Annotated in this window: 16 protein-coding genes; 6 read left to right on the top strand and 10 right to left on the bottom strand. The window is 46.3% G+C overall.

All coding sequences use genetic code 11. The features are described 5' to 3' along the window. Window positions 1-87 precede the first annotated feature (87 nt). Both BUA17_RS22465 and BUA17_RS22460 read left to right on the top strand, forming a co-directional pair. Complete coding sequence (locus tag BUA17_RS22465) at window positions 88-855, top strand: helix-turn-helix transcriptional regulator (RefSeq protein ID WP_139295719.1); 768 nt, start codon at window positions 88-90, stop codon at window positions 853-855. Window positions 856-1,022: 167 nt separating this feature from the next. Continuing rightward, window positions 1,023-1,532, top strand: a complete 510-nt coding sequence (locus tag BUA17_RS22460) for a GNAT family N-acetyltransferase (RefSeq protein ID WP_072735062.1) — start codon at window positions 1,023-1,025, stop codon at window positions 1,530-1,532. A 191-nt stretch (window positions 1,533-1,723) separates the two neighbouring features. Here BUA17_RS22460 and BUA17_RS22455 read toward each other — a convergent pair whose 3' ends face one another. From BUA17_RS22455 to BUA17_RS22435, 5 genes are all read right to left on the bottom strand, one after another. Beyond that, window positions 1,724-3,478, bottom strand: a complete 1,755-nt coding sequence (locus tag BUA17_RS22455) for a methyl-accepting chemotaxis protein (RefSeq protein ID WP_072735061.1) — start codon at window positions 3,476-3,478, stop codon at window positions 1,724-1,726. Window positions 3,479-3,757: 279 nt separating this feature from the next. Then, complete coding sequence (locus BUA17_RS22450; protein ID WP_063566026.1) at window positions 3,758-4,018, bottom strand: hypothetical protein; 261 nt, start codon at window positions 4,016-4,018, stop codon at window positions 3,758-3,760. Further along, a complete protein-coding gene (locus BUA17_RS31755) occupies window positions 4,018-5,235 on the bottom strand; it encodes a WXG100 family type VII secretion target (protein ID WP_072735060.1) in 1,218 nt (405 codons plus the stop codon). Before BUA17_RS31755 ends, BUA17_RS22450 begins: the two co-directional genes overlap by 1 nt. Before the next feature lie 288 nt (window positions 5,236-5,523). After that, window positions 5,524-6,876: an amino acid permease gene (locus BUA17_RS22440; RefSeq protein ID WP_072735059.1), complete on the bottom strand. Its 1,353-nt coding sequence runs from the start codon at window positions 6,874-6,876 to the stop codon at window positions 5,524-5,526. A 358-nt stretch (window positions 6,877-7,234) separates the two neighbouring features. Then, window positions 7,235-7,690, bottom strand: a complete 456-nt coding sequence (locus BUA17_RS22435; RefSeq protein WP_063566028.1) for a GNAT family N-acetyltransferase — start codon at window positions 7,688-7,690, stop codon at window positions 7,235-7,237. Window positions 7,691-7,946: 256 nt separating this feature from the next. Between BUA17_RS22435 and BUA17_RS22430 the strand changes: the two genes are divergently transcribed. After that, the gene (locus tag BUA17_RS22430) at window positions 7,947-8,522 is read left to right on the top strand and encodes a GNAT family N-acetyltransferase (RefSeq protein WP_082935215.1); all 576 of its coding nucleotides are present in this window, start codon (window positions 7,947-7,949) and stop codon (window positions 8,520-8,522) included. 2 nt (window positions 8,523-8,524) lie between these two features. Continuing rightward, on the top strand, window positions 8,525-8,866 hold the full coding sequence (locus BUA17_RS22425) for a DUF1801 domain-containing protein (protein ID WP_063566069.1): 342 nt from the start codon (window positions 8,525-8,527) through the stop codon (window positions 8,864-8,866). A gap of 207 nt (window positions 8,867-9,073) precedes the next feature. Here the strand turns inward: BUA17_RS22425 and BUA17_RS22420 are convergent, their stop codons facing one another. The 4 genes from BUA17_RS22420 to BUA17_RS22405 all read right to left on the bottom strand — a co-directional run bounded on the left by BUA17_RS22420 (window position 9,074) and on the right by BUA17_RS22405 (window position 14,994). After that, a complete protein-coding gene (locus BUA17_RS22420) occupies window positions 9,074-10,378 on the bottom strand; it encodes a DUF1963 domain-containing protein (protein WP_072735058.1) in 1,305 nt (434 codons plus the stop codon). A 76-nt stretch (window positions 10,379-10,454) separates the two neighbouring features. Next, window positions 10,455-11,633 (bottom strand): alanyl-tRNA editing protein, encoded by a 1,179-nt coding sequence (locus BUA17_RS22415; RefSeq protein ID WP_072735057.1) that lies wholly within the window; start codon window positions 11,631-11,633, stop codon window positions 10,455-10,457. A gap of 449 nt (window positions 11,634-12,082) precedes the next feature. After that, window positions 12,083-13,852, bottom strand: a complete 1,770-nt coding sequence (dhaK, locus tag BUA17_RS22410; RefSeq protein ID WP_072735056.1) for a dihydroxyacetone kinase subunit DhaK — start codon at window positions 13,850-13,852, stop codon at window positions 12,083-12,085. Then, complete coding sequence (locus BUA17_RS22405) at window positions 13,849-14,994, bottom strand: glycerol dehydrogenase (protein WP_072735055.1); 1,146 nt, start codon at window positions 14,992-14,994, stop codon at window positions 13,849-13,851. Before BUA17_RS22405 ends, dhaK begins: the two co-directional genes overlap by 4 nt. A 370-nt stretch (window positions 14,995-15,364) precedes the next feature. Here BUA17_RS22405 and BUA17_RS22400 point away from each other — a divergent pair, with 370 nt between their 5' ends. Continuing rightward, on the top strand, window positions 15,365-16,396 hold the full coding sequence (locus tag BUA17_RS22400) for a PocR ligand-binding domain-containing protein (protein WP_072735054.1): 1,032 nt from the start codon (window positions 15,365-15,367) through the stop codon (window positions 16,394-16,396). A 141-nt stretch (window positions 16,397-16,537) separates the two neighbouring features. Beyond that, a complete protein-coding gene (locus BUA17_RS22395; protein ID WP_072735053.1) occupies window positions 16,538-17,527 on the top strand; it encodes an aldo/keto reductase family protein in 990 nt (329 codons plus the stop codon). Window positions 17,528-17,572: 45 nt separating this feature from the next. On the opposite strand, the gene BUA17_RS22390 is transcribed toward BUA17_RS22395, so the two are convergent. Continuing rightward, entirely contained in the window at window positions 17,573-18,466 is an 894-nt protein-coding gene (locus BUA17_RS22390; protein WP_072735052.1) for a LysR substrate-binding domain-containing protein, read from the bottom strand. Window positions 18,467-18,494: the final 28 nt, after the last annotated feature.

Below are 18,494 nucleotides of genomic sequence, written 5' to 3'. Positions count from 1 at the left end.
ATACAGGCCTTGAATATCCTCATATTATCAAATAAAATACAACTACATCAGACTCATAATCCAAGAAAAGGTGGAGAAATCCGTCCTATGCAAAAGCCATTGGAACATTACCTGTGCGGCAAGTTCATAACCGAAGGTAATTGGAGCCACATGAAGCGCAGCATGCCTGTTCACGAGGTCATTTTGATGTTGGAAGGCGAGATGTACATTGCGGAGGAGGACGAGCAGTTCGTGGTTCGTGCAAATGATCTGCTGTTTCTGAGAGCTGGACGCACCCATTACGGCTATCAGGTTAGCGATGCTCCCGTCAGCTTTTACTGGGTTCATTATGATTCGATTGTGAAAGAGTTCGACCAGTATCCCACCCATGCGACTATTCAGGTTCCGTCCACCGCCAATCAGCTGTTCAAGCAATTGCTGCATAGTTCATCGTTCTCACCAGAAGAAGCAGACGCGGCATTGCTGCTGCTGCTCAAAGAACTGGAACGCAACACACAGGCGGGTTATCGGCCGCACAATGCGATCGTTGACCACATCTGCAAGTGGGTGGATATTCATCTGCATACCGACATTACGGTTGGTAAGATTGCCGAGACTTTTAATTTTAACAAGGACTATATCTCCAAAATGGTGAAACGTGAGAAAGGCATTGGGCTCAAAACCTATATCCTCACGGAACGGATTCGCCGGGCCAAGCAGATGCTGCTCAATACCAATGCCAGTGTGAAAGAAATCGCGGGGCAATGCGGTTTTTCGGATTACAAACTCTTCCTGCGCATGTTCAAACAATACGAAGGCAATACCCCCACCGAATATCGCAATAATTTGTATTCCACACAGCTCAATCGCCTATAATGAACCTTATACGTGCGAACCTTGGATGTGCTTGTGCGGATTATACCAACTCATAGAATTTCATGAGTCATATATAGAAAATTTGAATGAATCCAGTACCATTGGGTGTGATACAATTCAAGTCAACTATATCTCTTATCAAACCAAGATCAGAAGGAGAACTTGAGATGACAACGGCAGTAAAGATTCATCCCGCTACAGAAGCTGACCATGAAGAAATTGTACATATTCTCATTGAAAGTTACTCCGAGTACCGGGACACGTTCCAAACACAGGAACAATGGGAACATTATTTGAAGGACATTCGGGAATCGCCGAGCAATCCTTATATTAAGCAATTATGGATTGCCAAAATTGATAATCAGATTGTTGGAACGGTGCAATTGTTTGAGACAGCGCATAAGGCTTACCCGAACTTCGAGTTGCCTATTGATTATCCGTTTATTCGACTGTTGGGTGTTGATCCCAAATGGAGAGGTCACGGAATTGCCAGAGAACTGCTTCAACAATGTGTTGAATCTGCCAAAGACATGGGCAAAAATACGGTGTATTTATATACGGGCGGCCAGATGGTCAACGCGATCCGATTATACGAACGTTTCGGTTTTGTAGAAGACCCGGAATTCAGTTCCGAGAGTGGTGGAGGCAAAGCAATTTGCTACCGTTATGATTCATAATTCTCGCAAATGGTAATAAGCGTGGATAACACAAAAAGGGATGCCCATAAGTCATTAATACGACCGAGGGTATCCCTTTTTAGCGTTATTCTAATCTAAAGAATCGAAATCGAGCAGCAAATGCTATTCGCTCCATTTTCCACACTATTAACAGCCGATTTCCACCAGAATTTTTGCATGGCTCTTGTCGGTCATACCTTTACTTTTCTTACAGCTTCGCTCATCTCAATCGTTTGCTGCCTCAGCAGCATGGACGTTTGTGCCACCTTCTGGAACATGCTCGACTGCTCCCCTGTTAAGCGATAAATGTCATCTGAATGATCTGAAACGCCGGATGAAATTTGCGAGATGGTGTTGACCGATGCTGCCGCTTCCTCGGAACCCGCCGATATCTCTTCCGCTGCTGCGGAAACCTCCTGGATACGACGTGTCACCACACGAAACGCCTCAACCATATGCGTGAAGGCAAGCTCTGCTTCTGCTGTGCTCGTCACCCCCTGGCCGATCTCTTGGGAGGTAACATCCATCTGTGTTCCAATATGCTCTGACTCCTGTTGAATGCTGAGCAACAAATCCGATATCGTCTGCACAGATGTGCTTGAAGCCTCCGCCAATTTTCGTACTTCATCCGCTACAACGGCAAATCCCTTTCCATGTTCTCCTGCATGAGCGGCTTCAATTGAAGCATTCAGCGCCAGCAGCTTAGTCTGACTCGCAAAATCCCGCACCGTATGAAGCGCACCGCCGATTTGCTGCGAGAAGTTGTTAAGCACTTGGACCATGGCTACAACTTCAGCAGATACAGCCGAAATGCTCTCCATCTGTTTCTTCATTTGCGTCATGCTCTGCTTACCTGATTGTGCCGTAGCAAGTGCAGTTGTTGCAGCGTCGGACACGGCTGTAGAGGACTCTGAAATATCGGTAATGCCTTTTGCGATCTCTTCCATCGCATTAGCGCTGTCGCTAGCACCTTGCTTCTGGGTATGTGCTCCCTGTCTGATCTGCTGCACGGACTGGTCAACGCTCTTATTCATCTCAAGCATGTCTTCTGCATCACGATTGAATTGCTCCGTTGATTCCGCGAGAATATCAGTGGTTACCGAAACACCCGCGACCATGTCGCCGATCATTTTATTTAAGTCCCCAGACATATGAATCATCGCCTTGAATGTGCTGCCAATCTCATCCTCACTCTGCAGCCGATAGGCTGTCAGGATTCGGTTAGCTTCCGCCAGCTCACCTTGCGCCATTTGTTCGACGCTTGCCTTCAACGGTTTCAGCGGTCGCAGGCCTCTTACGATGAACCACAATACAACCGCGATGCCTGCAAGCGTAATGAATAATAACAGGGCATACAGCGGAATGCTGGATTTCATAATATCTGACTCAATACTTCCAATGACCGACACAGCTGTATCAATTCCAATCACACCTGTCAAAGCTCCATTACTGTCCAAAATCGGAGCGTATGAGGAAATATATTCACCATACTCCTCATTATTAATGATAGGGGAACTGGCTGTTTTCCCTTGCAGGAGCTTTTGGACTGCATCACCTGGGATATCCGTCACTTCATTGATCGGTGATGCTTTATCTGCATCTTTCATGCCGTCCACCATAATGAGAGGTGTGCCTGTATCATCTATTTTTACAAAATACACATACATCGCACCGATGCTCACACGAAAATCATCCAGCTCATTACGAATCTTCAAGAACGCGTCATTTTCCTTGGGATCTTTGGCAAATTCCACATACGGCTCTGCATCCAGCTGTTTCACATAACTCTCGGCAATTTGAATATTGTAACTCGATATGGCCTCCTGCGCGGCCAGCTTCATATTCGCCAGCTGAAGCAGCATGCTTCCCGCAGATATAATCACAATGACCAATGTAACAATGGCAACAATGCGAACAACCAAACGTTTCTTGAAAAAACCGACCATCCAATCCTCTTCCTCTCACACCTGTATGTAAGCCTTTTCGACTACGACTACCCAAAAACTACATGCTTGAAGCACTATGTAATGTGAAAATAGTATATGAAGTTGTCGAATTAGGCAAGAAAATATTGGATACGGATTAAAACGCTATCATGACTGTGTTAGCTACTTTAAAAGCACAATAAAAAAACACCGTCAGCTCTTAACTGACGATGTTTTGAACTACAATTTACCGATAACTCAAGCTTAAATCGGTCTACCACTACTTCCAAAATACGAATATCAGTTATCTTTATTGGCCAAGTGAGCTTCGACGGCCTCATCTAAACTCATTGCTTTTTCTAATTCATCATCTATAAGTATTAGTAAAGGACCTTCTAAAATATGCCCTTCTGAAGTTCTAACCTCGAAAGTAGCGGCCCAATATTGGGGAGAAATTTCGGAGACTTCTACACCAAGGAGAACTAATTTGAAGTTTTCATTTTTATCTTTATTTACATATTCAAGCGCTAGTTGTTCTGCTCTTTCTCTCGATAACTTCATTAACGAACACCTCCATATTGTGTAATATACCAGTTAGCATGTAGTTGCTCAGCTTCATTTAACGAGTTCCATTTTTTAGGGCTATTTGATAACATGTCATAGACAAATTGCTCAGGAGCATTGAATTTGGATAAATCGTTCATTGGAACTGGTCCGCTAGTCCGAGGCAAATTTGAATAAGCCTCTTTTCCGATTTGTTTATATTGGACATAGTGCGACAATTCATGCCAAACTTCATATTGTGTTGGGTTGCTCTTCAGTATAAGTTCACCAGTATTGTAGTTAAAGCCTCCTCCTTTTCCAGGTGGCAAAAACTCATCTCCAACTTTCAGATTTACCCCTCTTTTATCAAGATAATTACCTAACAGATTCAAATCCTTTTCACCATACAGTTTACCACCGAGACGACCAGTCTCATCCACAAAATCAATTTTCTCCGTCCCCTTACTAATCTCCTTCGTCATATCCCCTGTTCCAGGAGGGGAAGAGGAATTGATTCTCACACCTTCTCCTTTAGAGGTTAATAGATTATGTGGCTTAATCATCGTAGAGGCATATCCGCCACCCAGCATCAATCCACCTACGCCAAATATGTTCGCCCAATGTTCACTAGACCAGGTATTCGTTGGAAACGTCGCTTCACGGATCGTACCATGAATACCGAATGTAAGCCAATTAGCTGTATCATTGGGCGAGTTGAATGCTTTATCTGCACGGTCCACATAGCCCTGAACCAGACCACTCGGAATTCCGAACGTCCAGTAATCCAAAAATCCACCTACACTATCATAACGCTTTTGATACCGAGCATCCGCAGATTGCATAAAGTCACGGCCCAATTCAGCCAAACTGTCAGCCGATTTTTGAAACGCATTGCGTGTATCCGTATTAGGGGCCCTGCATTCATCCGGTGGCGGTGGTGCGCACCTTGGATCATAGGATTGCAGAGCTTGCTGATCTGCAAGTCTGAATTTCTCGGAATACCTCTGTAATTCCTCCGCAATGGACAGAGACAAGGAAACAAAGTTATCCATGACCTTCTGCGCCACTGTAAAATCATAATAAAACTTCTCCTTCGTGCTGCCATCCCACTGTCTTTCGATCTCGAATAAGTGTTGTTTCAGGATACTGTTCATCTGAAAAACCTGGCTTTGGGCTGCTTCAAACTGTCTGGAGACTGATAACAGCTGTTCCGGTGTTACTTTTATCGTCGTCATGTGGTACCTCGTTTGAAATATATTCGTTGTTATATGAATCCAAGGGAGGAGTATGATTTATGTAAGATTCAAACGTACTTCTGGTCCTTTATTATAAAAGCAGCTCATGTCATTTCGTAGCTACTGGCGATTTATTTTATCTAGTTCGTATTACCCCTATTTTTCCACAATATAACATTACAACTTCAAATCAGTCCCCATTAAAACTTTCTTTCTCAAAAAAAACACCCCAGCGTGAACGCTGAGATGTCTTGTTACTGCATAGCTATTATGATTCTTCTACAAACACTAAACTTCATGCCCACGTTTCTTCCTGAATCGAATCAGAGACCAGAGAATCAGTAATACGAGTACAGTTAGACAGATGCTTATGCTGAAACGGTTGCCTTCATCAAACACGAACATGACTGCAATAACGCCGAGACACAGCACAGCAGCTCCAGTTACGTAAGGAAATCCCCAAACTTTAAATGTCGGTTGCACCGGATATTTTTTCCGCAGCTTCATCTGTGATGTGGCGATACAAATCCACACAAGCATCACGACAAACCCCGGAACCGCTAGCAGCACGCGGAAGAGCTGATCTTGTGCGAACAGCCCCAGCATGGAGCCCCCAAGCAGAATCACAGCACATACCAGCAGTGTATTTACCGGGCTGCCGTTACGATTCGTTTGTGATAATGCCTTGGGAGCTTCACCACCTACCGCCATGGAATGCATCATACGGGATGCGCCGTAAATGCCCGAATTCGCAGCAGACAGAACGGCGGTCACCAGAATAAAGTTCATAATATGTGCTGCACCCGGAAGTCCCGTGGAAGCCAGCACCTGTACAAACGGACTGCTTTCGGGCCCCAACTCATTCCACGGAATGAGCCCACAGATGATGAGAATCGGCAGCGTGAAAAATAAAATAATTCTCAGCATGAAGTTCCCTACAATTTTGGGCATCACCTTGTCCGCATTTTCCGTCTCCGTTAAGGTTAAGCCAATCAGCTCAGATCCTCCATACGAGAACATGACAACCAATAATGCTGAGAAGATCGATGACCATCCATTAGGGAAGAAACCGCCTGCTTGCGTGTAATTATGCAGATAAGCCGTATTGTCACTTGGAATGATCCCGAAGATCAGACCCGCCCCAAGGATAATAAAAATAATAATCATGGCGATTTTAATGCCAGCCAACCAAAATTCAAATTCCCCAAATACGCCTACACTCAGCAGATTAATCAGTATAATAAACACCGCACATGCTAGACTCAGCATCCACAGCGGCACTTCCGAGAACCAGTACTGCAAAAAGCTCCCTGCTGCGATGACCTCAATTACACAAACCGACAACCAGAGGAAACAATACATCCATCCCATGATAAAGGAGACTCTGCTGCCGAACGCTTCCTGCACAAAGTCTTTCATATTTTTGTTCTTGTACACCGTAGCCATCTCCGCCATCGCAGCCATGACAACCAGTAACAATAAGCCTGCAAAAATGTACGTTACAATGACTCCTGGACCTGCAAGTCCAATCGTTTCGGCGCTTCCTTTGAAAATTCCGGTTCCAATGACACCGCCCATAGCCATAAAGCTAATATGCCTTGGTTTAAGTTTCTTCTGCAATGTTCCTTCTGTCTGAGCCAATTCAAGTCCTCCTGATGTAAAAAACGTTCTGTAATCTTCTGTTATGTTTTCTGAAACATAACTTCCAGTATACCCTATTGTTCATGGATCAGCCCAGCAGATCCGTACGGCCAATTCATCCCAAACGAATGCTGACATGACCTATGTTTTATACCCCACAATGATACAAAGCAATCTGTATGCCATTCAATCCGTTCATTTGAATACATTCTACTCTTCTTACGATCTCCAATATGTATGATTTGTTGCAGTCTAGTACTTCGCAAAACAATCATTAACCGCAATAAAACCAGCGGTCTGTATGCAACAGAATGCTGGTTTCCAATGTTCCTGCTATGTTTAATGACTATCGTGTAATTTATAATTCCTTCGTCATAAAAGCGCTGTTCGGATCCAAACTATAATCTGCAAATGGCTCACAGTATATAAACCCAAAGTCTTCATACAGCTTGCGCGCCGGAACAAAAGAATCCATCGAACCCGTCTCCAGACTGATCCGTTTGTAACCCCGATCCTTGGCAACCTCGATAATATGAGCAAGAATTTGTCTTGCTACGCCTTTTCTCAGGTGAGCCGATGCTGTACGCATCGATTTCAATTCTGCATGCTCCGAATTCAATTCCTTCATGGCACCGCAGCCCAGCAGCTCTTCCGCTTCCCATGCGCACCAGAATGTAATCTCAGGTTTCTTTAACCCATCCAGATCCAGAGCGTGAATGCTTTCCGGCGGCGAATCTGCTGCCATGCCCTGCAAATGTTCTGCAATTAATCCAATGACTTGATAGCCGCTCAAATCGTCTACTTTGATCTCCATATCTACCACTCCTGACGACAATTTTGTTGTGTGTTGTTTACACTGAATACATGTCCAATGATTATATAGTACTACCATGGCAGGTTTTCTGACAACAGCTTCAAAAACACAAATGAAATGTCTATTGTTATACCCTTAAATTTCCATTATAGTGAGGCTATCTGATTACAAAGGAGCGAGGAATATTGCGTAGAAACCATATAGCTAATTGTCGTACTGAGGTGAAGCAAACTTAATTTGTGAAAAGGAGACCATCATGACACTATCGACTGAAAATCTGTTTTATAGCAAACGATTGAAAATGACTCCGCCCCGCGCAGAAGATGTGCAGACCATGCTGCAATGGAATGAAGATCCCGAATATTTGCGAAATGTGGATACGGATATTGCCATTCCATTTTCGGAAAAGCAGCTTGAGGATGAAGGCGAGACGAAGGACAAGGAAGTTTACTTTCGGCTTCGAACGCTAAAGGGTGAACAACTGATCGGATTCGTTGTCATTCACAGCATTGAATGGAACAACCGATGCGGACAACTTGCCATTGGCATTGGACTCGCAGAGCATCGCAACAAGGGGTACGGAACAGAAGCTTTGAATCTTATTTTGCGGTATGCCTTCCATGAATTGAATCTGGATCGGGTAGGTCTGGATGTCATCGCCTATAATGCAAAGGGCATTCGTGCCTATGAGAAGGTCGGCTTTCAGCTGGAAGGTCGTGCTAGATCAGCCGTGTATCGTGATGGAAAACGCTATGATCGCTTATTGATGGGAATTCTAAGACCTGAATGGGAAGCACACAATCAGATCAATGTGGAGGGTGGACAAGCATGAATATGAATGCGGAAGTCACTGAATTTATCGAACAGATCCCGGTTCCCTGGCAAGCCCAGGTTGCAAGTAAACTGCGGGAGTTGGTACATGAGTCCATTCCTGAAGTAGACGAACGTGTGCAATACAAGAAACCTCATTTCCTGAAAAACGGTAAATATGCAGCAGTTATCTCCCCTTCCAAGCCGGCAGTATCCTTCACGATCTTCAATGCAATTGGACTTGAGCTGCCAGATGGGATATTCGAAGGCCCAGCGGAACGTAAAACAATTAAGATCAAGGAAAAAGATACGCCCGACTATGAGTGGCTGGCTGCACTTCTGACACAGGCATCGGCAGAACTCTAGCTGGAATTGAGGATATAAGGTGTCTCAGTTTCTTTCAACCGGCTCTAGCGACCATTAAAAAGGCCAACCAGCATATCTGGTTGACCTAGTCATACAAAGGGGCTTCCTATAATGTTGAAAACATATGGGATAGCCCCTTTTGGGTATACAGCTATCAATACAATTTAAATCGCATCTATGCAATAACAGATCATTAGAGCTCCCTCATCAGGATTGTTGATAAGATACCGCAGTCATCTGACACGGCTCGCAAATGAACATGTAATACACGCCATCCCCGTATTCCTCAACCTCGCTCCAGTCCAATTGTCCAACGGCCCTCATCCTAGAAGAGCAGCATGGACAGTTCGGATAATCCGCGTCCTGAACCCATCCGGGATGGCCCCCAATCTGGGATGTAGAAGGCTCCATCGTCCACTCACTGGCATGGAACGCATGACGTGGTGCAGTCGCAATCCGAAATTGCCGGCCTGCATCCGGTGCAAGCTGAACATTGTCGTCCGGGTCAAGATCATCCGCTCCCATCGGCATCACATTATGCGCACTCCAGCACGGTTCACCTGCTGAATCCATCTCCATATAAACGACGCCATAACAACTGCAACTAACGCAAGTCTGCACTTGAAGCCGCTCACTATTCCATGCAACATCCTGCAGTGCTGGATGCTGTACATCCAGATCAATTAAGGTCGTTAACGGACCGCCACACCACTCACAGTTATCGGTACTGGTCAACAGCATGGAGATCGAATTGCCAATAGATGTGTCGTCAGCCCCTTCATTCTCTTTTACTTTATAAAGTGAATAACTTGGAGTGATAAATAAATCCCTGCGCTGGCCTTTATTCGATAACTCCCAACCGGCTTCGGTAGTATAGTGCTCAGGTGCGACATGCAGCTGATCTGCCCAGCGAGGCGGAGACTGCCTCCATTGCTGGAACTGACGTACAACCACTTCATCTCCAATATAGGCGAGCATGAGCAACAGATTATTCCGATTCTCATCATCGGTGTTCACCCGCTGCAACAGTTGATCACGTACTTCAGCCGAGGCGCTCTTATACAAAATGACAGGATAATAGATTTCGTGCTCCAACAGCTCAGGAATCTGTGCAGACAACGACGTATCATGGTAACAGACCAGATACACCAAAATATCTTTACCTGTATCGTCATCCCCCGTACGAATCAGTTGCATCGCATAATCGATCATGAGGGCTTGCTGCTCCGTAGACAAGGACAGATACTCCTGTTCTTTGGAATGCTCGTATGCCACATAACGGATTAGTGGATCATGATCCTGACGTGTATGCATGATTTTCAAAATCTCCACAGGGTCCGTGATTCCCTCATACAAGTCAACGTCGCGCCGATTGGCTTCAATGTATCTCTGATGTGCCTCGCGCTCCATCTCCTGCTTGCAAGGCATGCAGTACCCACCTGTTCTGGCAGCCGTTGCTGGCAAAATCGTATTTGGGCACCCCTCTCGTATGCACGGAATGCGTTCTGTCATCTATGGGTACCCCCTATGCTTTTGATCCTTCTTCACGTTCTACAAGCTCAATCATGTCGATCAGTGGAATGGTAGATTAGTGATGTCCCAGTTGGTCCTTCGTAAATTCATAAAATGCGAGCGCATCTTCGCTGCTGGCAAAACCCGCCTGAGCCATTTTTTCGCTGCCGCCACCTTTGCCCTGGTAGGCTCCGAGATTGCCCTTGAAGAAAGGTCCACAAGCCCACTCCGGCGGCTGCCCGTTCTGCGCCAATACAACTTTGGCCTCCGAGATGCTCGCAAAGAGTACAAGTCCCTCATGTTCTGATGTCAGCTTGGTCGCCAGACTCTGCATATCCTTGAGCGATTTGTCTTCAAAGATTTGGGCAATGACAAGCCCTTCCCGTGCAGATAAAAGCTCTTGTGCATAATAAGCGTCATTGGAAGATTTCACAGCGTTCAGCTCTGCTTGCAGCTGCTTTTGCTCTGCTTCCATTTTGTCGATCCGATCCGCAAGCTCTTCCCGGCTGGTCTTCAATTTGGCTGTAATTCCGGTCAGCACGCTTTGCGCGGCGTTGAACTCATTCAGTGCTCGGTATCCGCATTTAAAATAAATCCGGGTGCCGCCCTTCACTTTCTCGGTTTTGAACAGTTTAATAATTCCGATCTCTCCTGTGGCTGACACATGTGTTCCACCACAAGCGTTATATTCCACGCCCTCGATCTCCACGATGCGAATATCTTCGGTTACGGAAGGCTGCTTCACCAGCGGCAGACGTGCCGCCTCTTCCGCAGTGACCCATGAACTGCTGATTTTGGCATTCCGGTATATCTGCTGATTAACTTCCATTTCAATTGCAGCCAGTTGATTCGCTCCCAGTTCGGCTGCAGCCACATCAATCGAGATATAATCTGTCCCCAGATGAAAACTGAGCGTCATCGCATCTGCCAGCTTCAGCGTAATAGCCGACAGCAAATGCTGCCCGCTATGCTGCTGCATATGATCGAATCTGCGCTGCCAGTCGATATGGCAATCCACGTCATTCTGCTCCGTCGCACGCTCCAGTTTGTGCAGCACCTCACCATCTTCACTAATCACATCCAACACATCAATGCCGCCGATCTGCCCCAGATCACAAGGCTGTCCACCCCCATGCGGATAAAAAGCCGTCTCCGCCAGCGTGACATATATACCATCTTCTTTGTCCACTCTGCCTGTAATTTGTGTATGCCACTCCCGTGTGTACGCGGAGTCATAATAGATTTTTTGCGTCATCGAATCATCCCGATCCCTTCTCGTTCAAATGGCTGTCCATACTCTCCAGATTACACTATCTGGAACCTCCAAGCCAAATTTTCCGACTCACATCTTCGCTTTTCCATATCAAAAAGACCGCTCTGTAAGCCAAGCTACAGATCGGTCTCCATACTTATATCCACTATCCACGTTAATGAAACGTTGGATATGGATTGAACCTTATAATTACACAAAAACGAGATGCAGTCATATTAATTTGGTATAGACACAAGAGCGAAACAGACAGAAAGGACCTGAAGAAGCGGAGCGTGCTCCTTTATCACCGAATTTCTCCCTTCAGGGGAAACTCATTGAAATCCGGGGGTAAGAGAGATCGAAAGGTTTTCTGTCTGTGTAGTTCCTGAGTGTCTAAATCAAGTATGGTCTGCAAGCGGAGTGGCCAAGTGTAATCTCGTTGCACTCCATATTTATTTCATTGACTCGGATAGCTCTGTGAAAATAACACCCAGTGCATACGCTCCAGCATCCGGGTAGCCCAGACTGCGATCGCCAACAGCACCCGCGCGGCCCATACGTGCCACGATGTCTTCTGTTTTCTTCGCACCTTCTACTGCCGCTTCTGCACCTTTGGCAAACGCCGTTTTGAAGTCATCTCCAGACTTCGAACTTTGCGTCCATGAGTCTGCACAAGGGACAAGTGCGTCAATTAATGTCTTGTCACCTACAACGGCACCACGTCCGAAGGAACGTTCACCTGTAGACTGAATCCCCTGCACTGCCGCCTGCATCATGTCAGCGAACTCTGCAACGTTCAATTGCTGCTTGTCACCAACGGCTTTGCCTGCTGCCCGGAATGCCGAACCCCAGATTGGGCCGGATGCACCGCCGCAGTATTCCATAATGACAAGAGAGCATGCATCGAGGAATGAACCGATATTCTTTTTCTCTTCGTTCACGATATGGTTCCATTCGCGCTTGAGCTGTCTGAAGCCCTTCGCTACGCTCATACCAAAGTCGCCGTCACCCGCATGGGAATCCAGTTCACAGAACGGCACTTCGTTCTTGATGATGATCTCACTCATCTTATCGATCAGGTAGACGATATTATCCAGGGAGAATTGATTGTTGTTGATCACCGCAGACGTTGCAGGTGTTTCCACTTGATAGGATACTGGCGCATCTTCAGTTACGACGGCTTCCAACGCTTCGGAATATGCCACTTGCGCTACTGGAGGACCAGACACTTTGAAAGCAGGTGTATCACTTTGCTTGAACAACAACGTTTTCAGTTCATCGTCCAGTTTCAGGATGGTTACCGATGCTCCTGCCATATCGATACTCGTCATGTAATTGCCAACAAACGTAGTGGCTACAACCAGTCCTGAACGCTGTACCAGCTCACGCTGAACCGAGTTGTTGAGCAGATAGAGCTCCTGTAAAGGTGTCGCACCAAATCCATTGACAAGCACTGCAATCTCAGCGGATGCATTATTGTCCAGCTTCATGTCTGCAAGTAGCACTTTAACCATGCGTCCTGCAAGCTCATCCGCAGATACCAATTTCTCGCGGCGAATGCCTGGCTCACCATGAATTCCTACACCGAATTCCATCTCATCTTCAGCGATTTCAAATGTCGGTGTTCCTTTGGCTGGCACGGTACAGGAAGTGAATCCAAATCCGATGCTGCGAACGTTCTGGGCTGCTTTCTCAGCAACGGATTTCACCTCTGCCAGACTGCGGCCTTCTTCGGCTGCGGCTCCAGCGATTTTGTGCACCAGTACGGTTCCGGCAACGCCGCGGCGTCCTACCGTATACAGACTGTCTTGAACAGCAATGTCATCCTCAACCCGTACATATTGCACGTCAATGCCATCTTCCTCGGCAAGATGCGCCGCGTTTTTGAAGTTCATCATGTCGCCGCTGTAGTTTTTGATGATTAGCAGCGTACCCTTATTGCTGGCTGTGGCCTTGATCGCCTGGTATACCTGAATCTGGGAAGGGGATGCGAATACATCTCCACAGACCGCAGCATCCAGCATGCCTTTACCTACATAACCCGCATGAGCCGGTTCGTGTCCACTGCCACCGCCGCTGATGAGGCTGACTTTATCCCCATTAATTTCTCTGCGTTTAATGACCTTATATTTTTTCAAAAATTCAAGCTCCGGGTGCGCCAGCGCAATCCCGTTGCACATTTCCATGACGACATTTTCAGCCTGATTGATGATTTTCTTCATGATTTCACCTCCCGGCGAGCTGCTTTGTAGTCCCGTCCCATACGGTCAGCCGCTGCAATGGCAGCGGCCACTTCAGGAACAGTAATCGGGAACGGCATGGCGTGAATGGATTCTTCCGGAATACATGCGATCTCGGCCACCTTCAACAACTCTTCCTGAGTAATGGTATCTACACCGATATCCGCCAAGCTTACAGGCAGTCCCACTGCGAGACAGAAGTCCATGACTTCATGCAGCTCTTCGGTTGGTGCATTTTCAAGGACGAGTTGTGCAATCGTACCGAATGATACTTTTTCACCGTGGAAGAAGTGATGTGTACCCTCCAGAACAGTCAAACCATTGTGGATCGCATGGGCTGCAGCCAGACCGCCACTCTCAAATCCAAGACCAGACAACAGAATGTTTGTCTCAACGATGTTTTCCAGCGCTTGAGTCACGACGTTGCTGTCACTGGCTACTTTTGCTTTCAATCCATCCGTCAGCAGCATTTCATAACAAAGTTTTGCAAGAGCAAGTGCTGCATTCGTACCTACTGCGGATGGCGTGTATCCTTCACGGGAACCCATCGGCAGACTTGCGTTCACACGAGAGTACGACTTCGCTGTAGCTCTTGCTTCGAAGTACGTAGACAACGCGTCACCCATACCCGATACAAGGAAACGTGTTGGTGCGTTTGCAATAACCGTTGTGTCCACGAGAACAACACTTGGGCTTTGTTTGAAATACGCATAGTCATCAAAAGCACCTTCCGGCGTATACAACACAGCAGAGTGACTGGTTGGCGCATCCGTTGCTGCGATGGTAGGACAGATGATTAGCGCTTCGCCTTCTGCCACACATTTGGCTGCATCGATCGCTTTACCGCCACCGAGGCCAATTGTACATGTGCATCCTTTTTCTTTCGCAATTTCCTGGAGACGAGCAACTTCCTCGCGGGAACATTCCCCTCTAAAACCGCTTTCAACAAACGTAATATTGAATTTTTGTGCCGTTGCATCGAGCTTCGCCTTTACACGCTGTACATCATCCGGATGTGCGATCAACAATGCAGATTCACCAAAGGATTTCACAAAGTAACCGAGGTTCAACAATTCGTCTTCGCCTTGCACATATTTCGTTGGACTAATAAATGCTTTTCTCATAATGATATAAACCTCCTATGGATGATATAAGTTCGTTTTCGTTTACTGCATAAATGTCCTGCATACCTTCAACAAGGCTATCTGATGTCATTCTTGGATGAACTTATACATTAAATTTTAAATGCTCACAATTAACTTAAATATATACCATGCATGTGAGGTTTACAGTGGACTTTGATAACAAATTATTATAATTTGCAATCGTAATTTTTTGCTTTTCAATGGAATCATGGTATCTTATTGTCATGCGATAGGTTAATTTTTGACATCATCTATACATTACCCGTCATTAACTCATCTTAATATGTACAACTTGCTAACTTTTAACGAACGAAATCATTCATCAGGTTAGCTATGGAGGGTTCCACCCATGATTAAAGAATATCTGCACATCAATAAAATCCTCGACCTGAATAAATGGAAGCGTCTACAGGATTCTCTTGCCACTGTGACCAAGCTGGCTATTCTAACCGTTGATTATAAAGGCATTCCCGTAACCAGCCATAGCAGCTGTCAGGCCTTTTGCCAAAATGTTCGCAAAGATCCCGAACTGCTCCCCTACTGCCAGAAATGTGATTCTCGTGGTGGTCTGGAAGCCGTTCGATTGAACGAGCCTTATGTATATCTGTGTCATTTTAATATCGTGGATATCGCGATTCCAATCACCATTGATGGAAAATATATCGGTGCGGTAATGGCAGGACAGGTGAAGCTCGCTGACCCGGAGAAAGGGACGGAACTGGAACAGATCGTCACGTCCAAGAACGTGCCTATGCATGCTGCAAAGCTAAAGGAATTACAGGACGATTATGACCAGTTGCCTGTCATGACCTATGAAGAGGTTGTGAAAATTTCCAACATGCTTTCTTTACTCTGTAACTACATTGTGGAGGAAGCACTAAACAAAAATTTACTGGTGGAAATGTTCGAGAAAGCTTCGGGTCATCAGGAGTCTCTGAATCTGTCCACTATTCTGCCCGGATACTCCATTCGTAATATTGAGTCGATCAAAAAAGAAATGACCAATGCGATTGCGGATGCCTATCTTAAAAATAGTGCAAGTGATACAGAGAGCTCCAGCCCGGTGCTCCAACCTGCTTTTGAATATATTCACAGTCACAAGAGTGAGCAGGTCTCGCTTAAACAAATGGCCGATCTGTGCCACCTGAGTCCAAGTTATTTCAGCAGGCTGTTTGCCAAGGAAACGGGTGAGAACTTCACGACTTATATTGCACGACTCAAAATCAAATGGGCCAAGCAATTGCTGGAGGTTACGGACATGCCCGTGTCACAGATTAGTGATGAACTGGGGTTCAATGAATCGGGGTATTTTATCAAAATATTCAAAAAATTCGAGGAGATTACGCCTGCCCTCTATCGCAAATACATGCAGGAACAATGAGCAAGCTTAACTATACGTTTTTGTTACCAGAGGAAGATCCATTGATATCTTTTTCGTATCAAAGATGGGGTTAAAAGATATTTCACCTATTAATCTGCCATTGCTACAATGGAGTCCAGATTACTTAGGGAGGCGTCACGAATGGAATATCGCAAATTGGGAAACAGCGGTTTAACCGTCAGTGAGATTTCACTGGGCAACTGGATTACACATGGAGCACAAGTGGATGATGGAACTGCAAAAGCCTGTGTCCGGGCTGCTTTGGAGGCTGGCATCACGACATTTGATACGGCAGACGTTTATTCCAACACCAAGGCAGAAACGGTGTTAGGACATTCTCTAAAGGAGATCCGAAGAGAAAGTATTGAACTGTGCACCAAAGTCTGTCATCCAACCGGCTCAGGTCGCAACGACAGAGGACTTTCCCGCAAACATATCATGGAGGCCTGCAACGCTTCATTGCGAAGATTGCAAACGGATTATATCGACGTCTATTATGCTCACCGTTATGATCCAAATACGCCGCTGGAGGAAACATTCCTTGCGTTTGCCGATCTGGTTCGTCAGGGCAAGGTTCACTATATTGGAGTTAGCGAATGGACTGCGGCTCAGATTGAAGAAGGTTCCGCATTAGCTAAGGAGCTTCGCGTGCCTTTTATTGCAAGCCAGCCACAGTATTCGATGTTATGGCGTGTTATTGAGCAGGTAGTTGTGCCAGCAAGTACACAAGCAGGTCTTGGCCACATTACATGGTCTCCCCTGGCTCAGGGCATACTATCTGGTAAATATATTCCGCACGAAGCGCTGCCAGCCGGATCACGTGCAGCGGCCGAGGCTGGAGCACCCTTTTTCAACAATCTGGCTGGTCGGTGGTTACGTGACGATGTTCTAACTGCTGTGCAACAGCTTGTTCCATTGGCGAAAGAGATCGGACTGACACTCCCTCAACTTGCCGTCGCCTGGGTTCTCCAGCATCCGTATGTGTCATCCGTCATTATTGGGGCATCCCGTCCAGAGCAAGTCCTTGAGAATGTGAAAGCCTCTGGTGTTCAACTGGATCGGGACATCCTGTCCCGCATTGATGAAATACTAGCTGAGTGGATTGAAAGAGATCCTGCCAAGACGGGTTAGAACAGGTTGTTCGGTCATCGTAGTGCAAGTGTAATAATCTTTAGCTCAACTTATATTCCCATCAACGATTTCATCTACAATATTCATAAAACGGGAAATCACTTCCTGATTCATGTCCGTCCGCCATGCCGTGTACAACGGTACGGAGGGCGGACTTTCTGCTAATGGTAGAAATACCACCCCCCTCCGCTCGAACACATCTACTGAAGAAGGAACGATGGATATACCCATACCCGCTGCAACGAGATTCACAATCGTGTACATCTGAATGGCTTCCTGTGTAATACGAGGATCTACACCATGCTCCCTGCAATAATCCAGAACGAGACGATGGAACGGAGAACCCAGATGCCGTGGGAATAAAATAAAATCTTCGTCCGCTAGTTCTGTTATTGACACCTGAGTCTGTGAAGCTAAAGGGTGATGGTCTGGCAGCACTGCGAGTAATGTTTCCGTCTGACAGACCCGGAACGACAAATCTCCGGTATGATCCTGATACCGCAAAAATCCAATATGGATCTGTCCATCTGCTAGTGCCTGCAATTGTTCGGACGAGGTCATCTCGTGCAACGTAAGTTCAATCTGCGGGTACGCCGCTCGGAATTTTCTCAGCACATCGACCATAATACTCCCCGAAGCCGAATCCACAAAAGCGACCGTTAAATGTCCAATGATGCCCTGGTCAGCCTTCTGCGTAAGCTGGATGGATCGCTCAAGTTGGGCCATGATCAGCCTCGCCTGTTCCAGAAACACGGCACCGGCTGCCGTGAGACGAACCATTTTTTTCGTGCGTTCCAGCAGCTTCACCCCGAGCTCTTCTTCCAGATTCTGAATCTGCTGGCTCAGCGGCGGCTGCGTCATATTTAATTTCTCAGCCGCACGGTGGAAATGAAGCTCCTCCGCCACGGTGATAAAGTATCGTAGTTTTCGAATATCCATACGTCTGGTGTACTTCCCTTCCGACTAG

Source organism: Paenibacillus sp. ov031, assembly GCF_900143165.1.
Taxonomy (GTDB): Bacteria; Bacillota; Bacilli; order Paenibacillales; family Paenibacillaceae; genus Paenibacillus; species Paenibacillus marchantiae.
Note: the sequence above shows the minus strand (reverse complement) of the source record. Positions and strands in the feature narration are given on the sequence as shown.

What these genes read in the sequence shown, in the direction of transcription:
- BUA17_RS22465 (WP_139295719.1), top strand. Translation starts at nt 88, where the DNA reads ATGCAAAAGCCATTGGAACATTACCTGTGCGGCAAGTTCATAACCGAA.
- BUA17_RS22460 (WP_072735062.1), top strand. Translation starts at nt 1,023, where the DNA reads ATGACAACGGCAGTAAAGATTCATCCCGCTACAGAAGCTGACCATGAA.
- BUA17_RS22455 (WP_072735061.1), bottom strand. Translation starts at nt 3,478, where the DNA reads ATGGTCGGTTTTTTCAAGAAACGTTTGGTTGTTCGCATTGTTGCCATT.
- BUA17_RS22450 (WP_063566026.1), bottom strand. Translation starts at nt 4,018, where the DNA reads ATGAAGTTATCGAGAGAAAGAGCAGAACAACTAGCGCTTGAATATGTA.
- BUA17_RS31755 (WP_072735060.1), bottom strand. Translation starts at nt 5,235, where the DNA reads ATGACGACGATAAAAGTAACACCGGAACAGCTGTTATCAGTCTCCAGA.
- BUA17_RS22435 (WP_063566028.1), bottom strand. Translation starts at nt 7,690, where the DNA reads ATGGAGATCAAAGTAGACGATTTGAGCGGCTATCAAGTCATTGGATTA.
- BUA17_RS22430 (WP_082935215.1), top strand. Translation starts at nt 7,947, where the DNA reads ATGACACTATCGACTGAAAATCTGTTTTATAGCAAACGATTGAAAATG.
- BUA17_RS22425 (WP_063566069.1), top strand. Translation starts at nt 8,525, where the DNA reads ATGAATGCGGAAGTCACTGAATTTATCGAACAGATCCCGGTTCCCTGG.
- BUA17_RS22420 (WP_072735058.1), bottom strand. Translation starts at nt 10,378, where the DNA reads ATGACAGAACGCATTCCGTGCATACGAGAGGGGTGCCCAAATACGATT.
- BUA17_RS22415 (WP_072735057.1), bottom strand. Translation starts at nt 11,633, where the DNA reads ATGACGCAAAAAATCTATTATGACTCCGCGTACACACGGGAGTGGCAT.
- dhaK (WP_072735056.1), bottom strand. Translation starts at nt 13,852, where the DNA reads ATGAAGAAAATCATCAATCAGGCTGAAAATGTCGTCATGGAAATGTGC.
- BUA17_RS22405 (WP_072735055.1), bottom strand. Translation starts at nt 14,994, where the DNA reads ATGAGAAAAGCATTTATTAGTCCAACGAAATATGTGCAAGGCGAAGAC.
- BUA17_RS22400 (WP_072735054.1), top strand. Translation starts at nt 15,365, where the DNA reads ATGATTAAAGAATATCTGCACATCAATAAAATCCTCGACCTGAATAAA.
- BUA17_RS22395 (WP_072735053.1), top strand. Translation starts at nt 16,538, where the DNA reads ATGGAATATCGCAAATTGGGAAACAGCGGTTTAACCGTCAGTGAGATT.
- BUA17_RS22390 (WP_072735052.1), bottom strand. Translation starts at nt 18,466, where the DNA reads ATGGATATTCGAAAACTACGATACTTTATCACCGTGGCGGAGGAGCTT.